This is a genomic window from Capnocytophaga sp. oral taxon 335 str. F0486, assembly GCF_000277665.1.
Classification (GTDB): Bacteria; Bacteroidota; Bacteroidia; order Flavobacteriales; family Flavobacteriaceae; genus Capnocytophaga; species Capnocytophaga ochracea.
This window is the reverse complement of the sequence record NZ_AKFR01000017.1, coordinates 1-13,525: the sequence shown is the minus strand read 5'-3', so window position 1 is coordinate 13,525 and position 13,525 is coordinate 1. Positions and strand designations below refer to the sequence as shown.

The 13,525-nt window shown below is 39.9% G+C and carries 8 protein-coding genes; 3 read left to right on the top strand and 5 right to left on the bottom strand.

Features of this window, described 5'->3' with window-relative positions; all coding sequences use genetic code 11:
- Positions 1-29: 29 nt before the first annotated feature.
- The 3 genes from HMPREF1320_RS03695 to HMPREF1320_RS03685 are packed head-to-tail and all read right to left on the bottom strand — an operon-like array spanning position 30 to position 5,056.
- Positions 30-1,691, bottom strand: coding sequence for an MBOAT family O-acyltransferase (locus HMPREF1320_RS03695; RefSeq protein ID WP_009417436.1), 1,662 nt, complete (start codon positions 1,689-1,691; stop codon positions 30-32).
- 5 nt (positions 1,692-1,696) lie between these two features.
- The gene (locus HMPREF1320_RS03690; protein ID WP_009417428.1) at positions 1,697-3,160 is read right to left on the bottom strand and encodes a lipase; all 1,464 of its coding nucleotides are present in this window, start codon (positions 3,158-3,160) and stop codon (positions 1,697-1,699) included.
- 3 nt (positions 3,161-3,163) lie between these two features.
- Positions 3,164-5,056, bottom strand: a complete 1,893-nt coding sequence (locus HMPREF1320_RS03685) for an ABC-F family ATP-binding cassette domain-containing protein (protein WP_009417437.1) — start codon at positions 5,054-5,056, stop codon at positions 3,164-3,166.
- Between the two features lie 800 nt (positions 5,057-5,856).
- On the opposite strand from HMPREF1320_RS03685, the gene HMPREF1320_RS03675 reads away from it, so the two are divergent.
- The 3 genes from HMPREF1320_RS03675 (at position 5,857) to xerD (ending at position 8,478) form a co-directional block, all read left to right on the top strand.
- Positions 5,857-6,402, top strand: coding sequence for a DUF1599 domain-containing protein (locus tag HMPREF1320_RS03675; protein ID WP_009417434.1), 546 nt, complete (start codon positions 5,857-5,859; stop codon positions 6,400-6,402).
- Positions 6,403-6,414: 12 nt separating this feature from the next.
- Positions 6,415-7,497 (top strand): BT_3928 family protein, encoded by a 1,083-nt coding sequence (locus HMPREF1320_RS03670; protein ID WP_009410369.1) that lies wholly within the window; start codon positions 6,415-6,417, stop codon positions 7,495-7,497.
- A gap of 69 nt (positions 7,498-7,566) precedes the next feature.
- Positions 7,567-8,478, top strand: a complete 912-nt coding sequence (xerD, locus tag HMPREF1320_RS03665) for a site-specific tyrosine recombinase XerD (protein WP_009417438.1) — start codon at positions 7,567-7,569, stop codon at positions 8,476-8,478.
- A 62-nt stretch (positions 8,479-8,540) separates the two neighbouring features.
- Here xerD and HMPREF1320_RS03660 read toward each other — a convergent pair whose 3' ends face one another.
- Both HMPREF1320_RS03660 and HMPREF1320_RS03655 read right to left on the bottom strand, forming a co-directional pair.
- Positions 8,541-8,918: a PUR family DNA/RNA-binding protein gene (locus HMPREF1320_RS03660; RefSeq protein ID WP_009417431.1), complete on the bottom strand. Its 378-nt coding sequence runs from the start codon at positions 8,916-8,918 to the stop codon at positions 8,541-8,543.
- A 281-nt stretch (positions 8,919-9,199) separates the two neighbouring features.
- On the bottom strand, positions 9,200-12,718 hold the full coding sequence (locus HMPREF1320_RS03655) for an efflux RND transporter permease subunit (RefSeq protein ID WP_009417429.1): 3,519 nt from the start codon (positions 12,716-12,718) through the stop codon (positions 9,200-9,202).
- Positions 12,719-13,525: the final 807 nt, after the last annotated feature.

Sequence of the window (13,525 nt, the reverse complement as noted above, 5' to 3'; positions counted from 1 at the left end):
TTTATCTTTTACTCCTACCTTTTACCTAACTAAAATTGGAAGTAAATAAACGGCTGAATATCGGTAGAATAAGCCTGATAGCAAATAAGCACTACTACTAAGGCTATCGCTATTTTCACAGCGTAATGGCTCTCGGCAAACACGTGTTCCACATAGTCTTTCCAATGCTGTGGTAGCCAATGGGTAATATAACCAATCAAGATAACGCCTAATGGAATATTGTTATGCCTAATCACTTCGGTAGCAGTATCCCAACTCATATTGTTCGCCACTTGTGCGAACCATAAGTTTATGCTCTCCATATCATTACCTCGGAAGAATATACGTGTAAAGGTAATAAAAGCAAAGGTAAAAGCTATCTTCCAAGCGCGAGTAATCCACAGCTTGCTCTGCTCGTACGGACTCACCTTGCGCCAATACTTATAAGCTACCACACCCAAACCGTTCAATCCACCCCATATAACAAACTTCCACGAAGCTCCGTGCCACAATCCTCCAATGAGCATCGTGAGCATAATGTTGATATTGGTAGTCAAGTAACGCTCAAAAGGTTTGTAATAAAAAGCTACTACCGCACCTGCTATTAGCAATCCCCCTGTGATAAAAGTAAAAGCGAGGTTACCAATCGCTACTACCAATATCACTACAAAAAGCAAGGAAAACACAAAAGTTCCTAAGGTGCTATTGCGGTTACCTCCTAACGGAATGTACAAATAGTCCTTCAACCAAGTAGAAAGCGAGATGTGCCAGCGTTTCCAAAAGTCCCCACAGTTCAAAGCCTTATAAGGTGAATTGAAGTTTACAGGCAAATGGAAGCCCATCAATAGCGCTACCCCTATGGCTATATCGGTATAGCCAGAAAAATCACCGTATATTTGGAGCGAGTAACCTATCAGAGCTAATAAGTTAGAAAAGCCCGAGTGCATTTCAGGAGCATCAAATACCTTATCCAAAAAGTGCAACGCGATAAAATCAGCAAATATCATCTTCTTGATAAGTCCTTTAAGAATAAGGAATATTGCCTTATTAAACTCTTCTTTGCTAATCTCTGTTTTTTTGAGAATTTGAGGTACAAACTCTTCTGCACGTACAATAGGACCTGCTACTAACTGAGGGAAGAAACTCACATAAAAACCAAAGTCTAATATCGATTTCAGTGGTGCAACCTTTCTGCGGTAAATATCCACTGTATAGCTAATGGTCTGAAAAGTGTAGAAAGAAATACCTACGGGCAATATAATTTTATCAACTGAAAAGTATCCGTTATAGTCAAACCCATTTGCCCAATAGGCTAAATAGTTAAAGGTTTGGTGATGAGTGTGAAACAGCGCATTGTAAGTATCAGTAAAGAAATAAGCATACTTAAAATAACTAAGTACCAATAAGTTCACACAAACGCTAATAGTAACCCCTATTTTGCGTCTTCGCTCTTCTTGTTGATTATAGATATAATGCCCCAAATAAAAGTCAGTAACAGTACTAAATACCAATAACAATACAAAAAGCCCACTTGCCTTGTAATAGAAGTAAAAGCTGGCAAGCAACAAAAACAAGTTGCGCACGTGCTTACGCTTATAGATGAGCACAAACACCGCATATACTAAAGCAAAGAATATCCAAAAGTCTATCCGTACAAAAGTAAGTGGGTGAGCCGACTCAAAGGTAAAGAAGTTTTTAAAGAAATCTATCATAGCTATTATTGCACCGTCGCAAGGTCGTTAAGTAGGCATTGGTAAAACACTTCCGAAATTAGTTTAGTCCCTTGTGGCGTAAAGTGTACGTAATCCGAAACAGCCATTCCTTTTTTCACCCACGCTGTCATCGAGTTTTCTCCTCCCATTGCTTCAAAGATACTAAAATAAGCAATCCCATTTTTCAAGGCTTCTTCCTTCATCAGCTTGTTCATTTTCGGTACAAAAGAGTAAGTAATAAGTTGCCCGTTATGCGAAGTTGTCATATCTCCAGGACCTAAAAGCATAAACATTGCATTGGGGTTGGCTCGCTTTACCCATTTAATATTAAATATCAACGCGTTTACATACTCCTGAAGCTGTTGGTCTGTTTTCATATAGGGGATTGTATTTCCTCCGTACTGAAAGATAAATATATCGGGTTTGCGGTCAGCACTCATCTGTCTGAAATGCTCGTAATTCATACGTGTAAATATACGTCCTGCTTCCCCTCGCATCGCTACGTTATCCATTCGTACCCCTGACGACGCATCAAGAGTAATCCCATAAAAATCCGGGCTTATCTTGCCTTCCAATTCCACTTTTAGCTCCTTAGGAGTAGATGCGAAATTGAGCTTATAATTATGGTATTTACCATCTGAGATAAGAGTATCTATTCTTAGAATATTCCCGTCCTGATACACACGTATCTTCACTTTTGCCATCGCATTGCCATAATGTAACCCAAAGCGCGTGTAGTTTCTTAAACGTGCATACGATTTGTCCGAAGGCTTAATCGTAAAGCTGGCTTTTGCTACGGGTAAGGCAGTTGTATCAGCAGTATTGCTCACATAATTAGTAAAACGTGAGAAAGTAGAGAACAAACCATACTTATCGTGCGCTACCGTTTTGCGTTGTTTGCGGTCGAAGAAAGCGTAGCGAGTCCAGTTAGGCGAAGCAATAATGTCCACACTGTTCTGGCTGTACACTACTTTTATAGGGATAAACCCCGGTCCTCCGCCAGTATATGCCAATTGTAATCGGTTGCGCACATAGCCGGTGATACGGTCTCCTTCTATTTGCGAATCACCATAATGCACTATTTGGCAGGTAGGCTGACACAGTTTCTCTTTAAGTCTTCTGATATAATCCGTATGATTCCCCGGATAATATATTTTACCTTCTATATTGGTTTCCGAAGTTTGTACCGTATCCTTAACAATAGTATCCTTTTTTGCTAAATTTTCGGTTTTTTCGTCTACAATGGTTTTAGTATCTTTAATAAGTTCGTCTACTTTATTATTTTCCTCTTCCCCTTTAAAGAGCATTCCCAATATATCAGGGGTCGGATAGCGCAACATCGCGTCACCAAACACTATACCCTCCCGCACCATTCCTTTGGCGGTGGTGTGATAACTGCTGAAAAGGGTCATTGTAAAGAGGGCTACCAGCACCCCCACAATAAAGAGTAAGATTTTTTTAGGTTGCATAACTTAACTCATTAATAATTCCCACTCGGTCATTAAATCTTCCAACTGCTGTTTTTTCTGTTCGTATTCCTTGTAAAAAGCATCGTTCTGTACGCCTTGTCCCATCTGCTCATTCATCGCTTTAAGCGCTTCTTCAAGAGCGGTAATGTTCTTCTCTATCTTGTTGAGCTTATTCTGAATGGCTTTCTGCTGTTTCTGTTCCTCAAACGAGAGTTTTTCTTCTTTCTGCGGTTCTTTTTCTACCTGCACAGGAGTGCTTTTGCTCTGCTGTTCTATCTCTCTAAAATTAACGGCAGCACGTTGTTCGAGGAAGAAATCGATGTCCCCAAGATATTCTTTCAGGTGTTTGTTTTTAAACTCGTATACCTTATCGGTAAGCCCTTGCAAGAAATCGCGGTCGTGCGACACAATGATGAGCGTCCCTTCAAACTGCTGTAAGGCTTGTTTGAGTACGTTCTTCGATTTGATATCCAAGTGGTTCGTAGGCTCGTCCATCACCATTACATTAAAGTCCGAAAGAAGCATCTTTGCCAATGCCAAACGGTTGCGCTCCCCTCCCGAAAGCACTTTCACTTTCTTATCTACCTCATCGCCACGGAAAAGAAAAGCCCCAAGTATGTCGCGTATTTTAGTGCGATTGCTGTCATTAGCTGCATTAAACATCGTATCAAGCACGGTGAGTTCTCCATCTAAGTAGTCGGCTTGGTTCTGAGCAAAGTAAGCCAACTGTACATTGTGCCCCAGCTTGATAGTTCCTTCATAGGGTATTTCGCCCACTATCATCTTGGCGAGGGTCGTTTTTCCCTGTCCGTTTTGTCCCACAAAAGCTACTTTGCTGCCTCGTTCTATAAGCAAACTCACGTGGCTGAGCACCTCTTTTTCACCATAACTTTTCGATACATCGTCTATTTCCAGCACCACCTTCCCTGGCGTTACCGATACAGGGAAACGCACGTTCATCACCGCGTTGTCTTCTTCGTCTACCTCTATGCGCTCTATCTTGTCCAACTTCTTCATAAGCGACTGTGCCATTGAGGCTTTGGTAGCTTTGGCGCGGAATTTTTCGATGAGCTTTTCAGTGTGTTGTATCTTCTTTTCTTGGTTCTTTTGTGAGGCGAGTTGCAGTTCGCGCATCTCTTTTCTGAGCTCCAAAAACTGAGTGTAAGGCTTCGGGTAATCGTATATTTTGCCTACCGAAATCTCAATCGTCCGATTGGTCACATTGTCTAAAAACATTCTGTCGTGCGACACAATTACCACCGCCCCGCTATAAGTAGAGAGGAACTGTTCTAACCAAATAATCGACTCTATATCCAAGTGGTTCGTAGGCTCGTCCAATAGCAATATATCGTTGTTCTGCAACAGCAGTTTTGCCAACTCTATACGCATACGCCACCCGCCCGAAAAGCTGTCGGTGAGCTTGTCGAAATCACTGCGCTCAAAGCCCAACCCCAATAGCACTTTCTCAGTTTCTCCTTGGTATTGGTATCCCCCTATAAGGTCAAAACGATGCGTATAGTCGCTGAGTTTATCAAGCAAATCGTGGTACGCCTCGCTCTCGTAATCAGTGCGGGTTTCTATCTGGTGATGAATATCGTCCAACTGACGTTCCAAAGCCTTAATCTCAGTAAATGCCTGATAGGCTTCTTCCAAAATGGTACGTCCTTTCACAAAATCAATATCCTGTTTCAAAAATCCGATGCGTACATCTTTATCGGTAGCAATGCCTCCGGTATCGGGTTTAAGTTCGCGTGAAAGCAATTTAAGCATCGTCGATTTCCCCGCTCCGTTCTTGCCAATAAGCCCCACACGGTCGCCCGCATTCAGCATAAAAGCAACGTCCTCAAAGAGGTACTCGCCCTGAAAAGAAACAGATAGGTTGTGAACGTTCAGCATATGATATTCGTTATTTCGGGCGCAAAAGTACAAAACTATAAGTAATTAGCAATAAATAATGCCTAATTATTAGGTAAAATCAGTACAACCCTTCGCAAAAAATCCCCAATCACTAAAATCAAATCTCAAAATTCACAGCATTTTTCACTGCCTTACCCTCACCCACCGCTCATTATCTCTTCATTCATCAACCTCTTTTTCTCCGCCTTTCCGTCACCACATTCCCCTTTAAAGGAGTATATTTTCGTCCCAAATTCCCCCTTTTCCGTCATACTCCCCCCTAGTGCCTATGGCCTAAGGCCTATCACCTATTCCTTTTTCTTTCGCCTCGAAACCCCGTTTTTAACATTTTTAGCGTTGTTGTATGATATTATGAATCAACTTTTTACATACCCTTCCTATACCAATCGTCCAAGATTCGTATAAGCTTCCTATAAGCTCTCTATAAGCTACCCCCACCCTTCTCATAGCATTTTTTCACCAAAACTTCTCTCGGCTCTCTTCCGTTCTCCTCCGTTATATTTCGAACTCCTCAACCTTCCACATTTGCTAATTTTCTCATTTCCTAATTTGCTAATTTTTTCCCTGCCCGTGTGGCTCACACTGCCCGTGCGGCTCGCACCTTTGGCAAAGTTGAATAAACTGACAATCTTTTCGCTGGCGTTTCTTGTAGCTCGCGCCCCATTCTCCAATTCTCTCATTTTCTAATTCTCCCATTTTCTCATTTCCAAATTTCCAAATTTGTCCATTTGCTAATTACTTCGTACCTTTGCACTTTCATTACCTGTCACCTAATTAAAATGAACACTCTTAAACAATATAACACGGTTATTGAACGATGCCGTACGCTCTTTATCAACAAGATGAAAGACTATGGCTGTGCCTGGCGTATCTTGCGCCTCCCTTCTCTTACTGACCAGATTCTCATCAAAGCACAACGCATTCGAGGGCTACAAGAGAATATCGAGCATAAAATCGATGAAGACGAGACAGCCGAGTTTATAGGCATCATCAACTATGCCCTGATGGCTCTTATTCAAATAGATAAAGGAGTGGCTACCCAACCCGACCTTAGTCTCGAAGAGGCAACGGCTCTATACGACGCTAAAGTTGCCGAAGCACGCTCCCTTATGGAAGCTAAAAACCACGATTATGGCGAGGTATGGCGGGAAATGCGGGTGAGCTCTCTTACCGACCTTATCCTGCAAAAGCTCTTGCGTGTAAAACAAATTGAAGATAATAAAGGAAAAACATTAGTTAGTGAAGGCATTGATGCTAATTATCAAGATATGATAAACTATGCAGTGTTTGCTCTCATACATTTAAACAATCAACATAACAACTAAATAACAACTTATATGAAATATCTTATCCAGCTTTGTCGCATATTATTAGGCGTTACTTTTATCATCAGTGGAATGATAAAACTCAATGACCCTATGGGTTTTTCATTTAAATTGGAGGACTATTTTGCTCCCGATGTGCTCAATATGCCTTTTTTTGTACCATACACTTTAACTTTTGCCATTTTGGTATGTATTTTCGAAGTAGTTTTGGGGGTAACCTTATTGGTAGGCTATAAAAAGAAGCTCACTTTGTGGCTTTTGCTGGCTATGTTAGTATTCTTCGGCTTCCTTACCTTCTATTCGGCTTATTTTCACAAAGTAACTGATTGTGGTTGTTTTGGTGATGCTATCAAATTTACACCTTGGCAATCGTTTACCAAAGATATGGTACTATTAGTTTTAGCTCTCATCGTCTTTTGGGGGCAAAAATATGTACAACCCATTACCAAAGGCAATTTACCTTTATTAATTACAGTAATCTCTGTGCTTTTCTGCATAAGCTTTGTATATTACGTCTACAATCACTTACCCATAAAAGATTTTCGCCCATATAAGATAGGAACAAATATCCCCAAAGGTATGGAATTACCGCCCAATGCCGTTACTTATTATTGGACTTTCAAAGTAAACGGCAAAGAAAAAGTGATTGTAACTAAAGATGCAAGTTTCCCAAAAGTAGATGGTGAATATGTAAGCTCTACCTCTACTACCGAATTGCCTCCTATACACGATTTTTATATTCAAGATAAAGATAGAGAAACAGACTATTTGCCACAATTTATGGCAGAAGAAAAGCTCTTGATGGTAGTTTCTTATCGCCTCGACCTTGCTAACCAAGAGGCTTTTAAGGCAATCAAAACAGTAACCGATAAAGCTCTTAAAAATGGTTATACCGTGATAGGTCTTACCTCGCAAATGGAGAAAGCTCCTTATATTGTAAAGAAATACGAACTCAATTTCAACTTTTATTATAACGATGCTACTACCCTCAAAACAATGATACGTTCTAATCCTGGACTTATAGTGCTTTCCAAGGGTACTATTATCGATAAAAAGCATTATAACGACAGCGAAAAATTATCAATTGATAAATAACATACCTTTTACTCACATTTCCAGCTATCGCTGGTTTTACCTTTTATCTCTTATCTTTTACCTAAAAACGTGTGGCGTAAAGTAAATACCGATTATCAGAATTATTTGCGATTACAACGTGGTTTATCGCAGAATACTGTTGTATCTTATGGCTTAGATATTGAGAAACTCATAGGGTATTTGGAAAAATACAATATCACTGAACCCCCCGATACTATTCAAGTAGATACCTTGCGCCAGTTCGTATACGAAGTCTCCAAAGAACTCAATGCACGTTCACAAGCCCGACTCATATCGGCTTTAAAGAGTTTTTTTAAGTTTATGATTTCTGAGAAAGGACGTGAAGACTTTCCTATGAGCCTTATCGACAGCCCTAAAATAGGTGTAAAACTCCCCGATACACTTTCCTTAAAAGAAATAGATGCTATGCTCGCCTCCATAGACCTCAGCACCGATGAGGGGCATCGGAATAAAGCTATTATAGAAACGCTTTACGGTTGTGGGTTGCGAGTGTCGGAATTGGTTTCTCTCCGTCTATCCGACTTGTTTTTTGAAGAAGATTTCATTAGAATAATGGGGAAAGGTAGCAAACAGCGCTTAGTGCCTATCGAAAGCTATACGCAGAAACAAATTAACAATTATATCAATAACCAGCGCAAACAGCTGAAGATAGCAAAAGGTCACGAAGATTACGTCTTCCTAAACAGAAGAGGGAAACAACTTACTCGCGCAATGATATTTACTATTGTAAGACAAGTAGCTGAAAACATAGGATTACAGAAGACTATTAGCCCTCATACTTTCAGACATTCTTTTGCAACACACCTATTGGAGAACGGTGCGAATCTGCGTGCCATACAGATGATGTTAGGTCACGAGAATATTACTACCACAGAAATATACGTACACGTAGAGAAGTCATATTTGAGGGAAGCTTTGGTGAAATACCACCCACGCCATAAAATGAGCTTTACCCAATAGCCTATTACGTCATCACTCTATTACAAACAGATGAGTGAAGTTTTACCTTATTAGTTTTTTAGCTATAGATCTTCAAAATCAAGGTCTTTGTAAACACCATTACTATTGCTTACGCCTTCCAAGCGTTCATTGTAATAGTTCTTTTTAAAGTCTTTTTGATGACGTTCAGAAATTACCTCCTCTCCTCTTTCATCAAAAACATAGTTAGTCATTTCGTTTAAAATATCTTTAAACATTTCAAAATCCTCTTTATACAGATAGATTTTGTGCTTTTTGTAGTGAAATGAGCCATCATCGTGAGTAAACTTCTTACTTTCGGTAATAGTCAAGTAATAATCATTAGCACGCGTTGCTCTTACATCAAAAAAATAGGTGCGTCTGCCTGCTCTTAAAACTTTTGAGAATATCTCCTCATTGTCCAATATTTCTTTTTCTTCCATCGTTATGTACGTATTTTTAAATTATTCTGTCGGCAAAAGTCTTCATTTTTTATAGTAAGTGCAAATATTTATAGTATGAATTTTACTTTATTTCCTTATTTTAGTATAATTTTAAGGTTTCACACTTGAAAAACACTACTAACCATAATTTTATCAAAAGAATATCACTTAAAATTTACCAATTAACTTCGCCAACACCTTCTCCTTCATCTTAGCTTCGCTTTACCTTCGTCTTAGGTTCGAATAAGCCTTATCTTTCAACCTAATTAAGCGCTACTTCCTTATCCTATTACGATTTCTCTCCCTTCAACTACTATTTCAAAATCTCCTTCTGGACGCTCTTTCACGTATTGTATTTTGCGAATTTTGGTGAGGTAACTATGTTGTGCAATGGCGCGCTTCTCGTCATCGGCGATAACGGATACTATTTCACGCTCAGGATAAGTGAGCAATAACAAGAAATCTAACTGACCATAATCATTGGTGATATGCAAAATACGCGCTTTTTCGGGTAGTGAATGCACAAGCTCGTGATAGTGTTCGCGATGCTGCTGGTAATCTTCTTTTACAGCGCGCACTACGTAATTTTCCTTGTATAAATAGTTTAAAAACAGTTTCTTCTTTAGGTAATCCACTCCTTCCAATCGTTTGCGCAAGGCGAGGAATTGCTGGCGGTAGAAAGCGCCTATCTGTTTGGCACGCTCGCGTGGAGTATTGCCAAAACGCTCATCGTTAGGAGCTATGGGTTCGCCTACTACTACCGTAATAGCACCATCATAAACAATTATATCGCCTTTGGGTTGCACTTCCGAACAACCGTGAATATACACGGGCAAGAGAGGCGTTTGGAAATGTTCGGCTATTAGGAAAGCGCCTTTGTGAAAACGGTGTATCTGGTTACTTTCGGAACGTTTGCCCTCTGGAAAAATCATTACTGAAATACCGTTTTTTAAGTTCTTTTCAAATAAGGGCATTCCTTTTTCTATACCTTCAGAAACAGGAAAAAAGCCCATTGACTGTATGTAACGCCCAAATACTACTGAATTATACACCCAATCGTTTACCATATAACTGACGCGATGTGTGAAAAGCCCTATTGCCAAAGTATCGAGCCACGAGGTATGATTAGAAATTACTACCGAAGGGGTTGTGAGCTGTATATGGCGTGGGTTCTCTACCCTTTTGCGCACAAAAGGATTGACATAAAGCACCGAAGTGGTAAGCCAAGTAGCTAAATGCCTGAGCCACATAGTACGTTTAGGAGTAAATTTGGCAAGTAGCCAACCTATATTGGAGAGAATAATAGACAATAGTCCGTAATAGGTAATTAGCAGTATGGATTGCACTAAAAGACGCAAACTCACCGGAGAACGACCTCTATTAGGGCGACGGAATATAAAAAACTTAAATATAGTAGGGTAAAACACAAAAGTCATTGCCAAAGCAGTGAAAATACCTATCACCGATACCGATGCAATTGACTTTAAGGCGGGGTGTTTGGCAAAAATAAGCGTTCCAATAGCCAAAAAAGTAGTAATAGATGCTAAAAGCACCGACACTTTGTACACGGGAAGTTCGTTTTTACCATCGGTATAGTCTTTTTGCAATGCGCAGGTCATAAAAATACTAAAATCTACCGAATGCCCTAATACCAAAGTGCAAACAATCATACTAAACACATTAAACTCTATGCCAAAAAAGTTCATTAAAGCGGAAGTAACTATCCCTGTAACCCCAATAGGAATAAGGGTAAGCAAAACTAATTCTATACACCTAAAAAACAAGAGCAGTATGAGAAAAATAGCGATAGACGAATAGTTTACTAACAGTAATATATCGTCTTTGAGTTTACCTAAAAATGTTTCGCTCAAATTCTTACGGTCGATAACAACAGTAGGCGTGTGTTTTTCTACTGAATGAATAAAAGAGTCTCGTTCGGTGGGAGTGAGTTTTACGAGATTGGCAATGGTATAAAAACCTTCTTTTTCGGTAATAAAATCTTCTAACGGAATGGCTGAAAGCACTTTATAAGTATCGAGGTTGTTTATTACTTCAAAATCACCTGTTATACTTTGGTAGAAAGGTGCGTAGGTTTCTTCTTTAAAACCAACCTCATTTCCTTTTCCTATCAGTTGTTGTTTTAGAAATTGCTGTCTTTCGGCATTCCAAAAATCTTTCCATCGTTGCAATCGTGCTTCTTGTTCTTTTTTAGGCAATACAATCCCTCCGATAGAACTGAATTGCTTGATACTATCGTGTGCTTTATAACTTTGCAACTGCTGATATAGAGCATAATTGCGTTCTAGGGCTTCCTCTAACGAGTTGCCATAAGCAGCAGCATAGAGCGATTTATATTCGCTATCGGTGATGTTCTCTAATTGATGTTCAGCTGCCTTATAACGTTCGTTGATATAGTTGATATTGGCAATATCGCCATTGAAACGGACATTATGAAAAGTAAAACAACTCACCACTATCAGCAGTAAGCAAGCCCCTACTACCCACTTGTTGTGATGAAATGGATAAGCCCCTATACGGTCTAAAAAGGTTTTGCGCACCTCGATATTACGATTGCCACGGTAGAAATGAGGCACTAGTACCAACGATAATATGGCTGATACCATTATGCCCACGAAAGCAAACACACCTAAATCTTGCATCACCTCAGAATGCACAAAGAGCAAGCAGAGGAATGAAATAGCGGTAGTGATACTGCTGAGCAAGATAGGCACGGTTACAGCACGGTACAATTCGGCGGTGTTTTTAGCTACCTTGTAATGTGTGAGGATATGTAGTGAATAGTCGATAGTAACTCCTAAGAGTACCGCTCCTAAACTGATAGAAATTGCAGAAATACTGCCTTTGAGCACATAGAGTGTTGCCAAAGCTGAGAGCACCCCAAAAGCAGAAGGGATAAAGGCGATAAATGGGATATACACACTGCGGTAGAAGAAGACTAACAGCAAATAGAGCAATGATAATGAAATGAGTACCGTGGTGAGGATATCGGTTTTGATTTGAGAAGCATTGCTCACTGAGATAAAAGGAGCTCCAAAGAAATCTACACGCGCTTTTCCTTGATACTGGGCATTGAGATGGTCTTGCAACTCGTCTAAACCTGCGACAAAAGCAGCATTGTGCTCGCTGTCGTTACCATCGAATTTAGGGTTGATAAAGAAGAGTATATGTTGCTCGTCGTTAGTAGTGAGGAAACCATTGGCAATCTTAAAATCATTGCCTGTATTGAGCTCTTGAAGTTTGCGCAAACCGCGAAAAGTGAGACCAAAAGGGTCTTTACGGATAAACTGTTGTGCCACCATACCCGCAGGCGTGAGCATCGTTTTGTACTGACTCTCCACCATTGATTTGAGACTATCGGGGGCTAAACGGCGTTCTAAATAAGCGTAATCTTCATCGTTTAGAAAAAGAGGTAGGTGGTCGTTTACAAACTGCCAAGTCTCGTCTATCTCTTCTTCGTTTATAATCCCCTGAATACTGGTGATATACTTCGTCATAGAAGCATTGAGTGTATCGCGCAAAGTTTCGGCTAATGCCTGCATATCGGTGAGCGTTCCGCCTTTTTCGGCTGTTACCATTACCGAGATTTTATCGGCGAAGTTGAGTTGTTTGAGTACCTTGGAAGTGAGGTTCGTTTTGTCGTTTTGAGGGAGTACTTTGGTGATATCCTCTTCAAACCGCAACTGACTCAAACCATAAATAGCAATGAGTGCCCAAGCGGTGAAGAATGAGAAGGTTGCGAGTTTATGAGTGGTAATATATTGGTAAATTCTGTTTAGCATCTGCGTTTATTTATCGGACAAAAGTATAGAATAATTAGCAAATAGACAAATTAGAAAATTAGAAAATTTGGAAATTAGAAAATTAGAAAATGAGAGAATTAGGAAATTAGCAAATGAGGTAAATACCAATAATGCCAGAAATGCCAATAATACCAAACAATCAACTTTGCCAAAGTTTGAAACTTTGGCAAAGTGTGTACCTCTAAAAGGAACACTTCTGAGCTATCGGAAGGAAACAAAGAAAAACGGAAGAGAGCTGAGAGGAATTTTGATGAAAAAATGCTATGAGGAGGGTGGGGGTAGCTTATAGAGAGCTTATAGGAAGCTTATACGAATCTTGGACGATTGGTATAGAAAGGGTATATAAATAGTTGATTCATAATATCATACAACAGCACTAAAAATGTTAAAATCGGGGTTTCGAGGCGAAAGAAAAGGAATCCTCACCCCTGCCCTCTCCCAAGGAGAAAAGGAATGTAGCGACGGAAAAAATGATGAAAACTTCTTTCTATTCAGAATCTCCGCTCTCGCGGGGCACATACCCAGCTGTCGCTGGCTACCTTCAAAGGGGGAGTGTAGCGATGGAAAAGGGGGAGTGTAGCGATGGAAAAGGGGGAATGTAGCGATGGAAAAGGGAAGAAATGAGGAATGACAAAGGACGAATGACGAGTGATAAATGACAAATGGCAGATTTTTAAATGAACAATACATAAAGATAAAAGGAAGATAACTTGCGAGAGTTATTGGAGGAAGGAGATATAAGGGCAGTGTCACGTCCTAAAAAAGGTTGTCATAATTAATTATTGT

Bases quoted from the DNA above. Each gene is read 5' to 3' on its own strand.
- HMPREF1320_RS03670 (WP_009410369.1), top strand. From the start codon at position 6,415: ATGAAATATCTTATCCAGCTTTGTCGCATATTATTAGGCGTTACTTTT.
- HMPREF1320_RS03690 (WP_009417428.1), bottom strand. From the start codon at position 3,160: ATGCAACCTAAAAAAATCTTACTCTTTATTGTGGGGGTGCTGGTAGCC.
- HMPREF1320_RS03660 (WP_009417431.1), bottom strand. From the start codon at position 8,918: ATGGAAGAAAAAGAAATATTGGACAATGAGGAGATATTCTCAAAAGTT.
- HMPREF1320_RS03695 (WP_009417436.1), bottom strand. From the start codon at position 1,691: ATGATAGATTTCTTTAAAAACTTCTTTACCTTTGAGTCGGCTCACCCA.
- HMPREF1320_RS03675 (WP_009417434.1), top strand. From the start codon at position 5,857: ATGAACACTCTTAAACAATATAACACGGTTATTGAACGATGCCGTACG.
- HMPREF1320_RS03655 (WP_009417429.1), bottom strand. From the start codon at position 12,718: ATGCTAAACAGAATTTACCAATATATTACCACTCATAAACTCGCAACC.
- HMPREF1320_RS03685 (WP_009417437.1), bottom strand. From the start codon at position 5,056: ATGCTGAACGTTCACAACCTATCTGTTTCTTTTCAGGGCGAGTACCTC.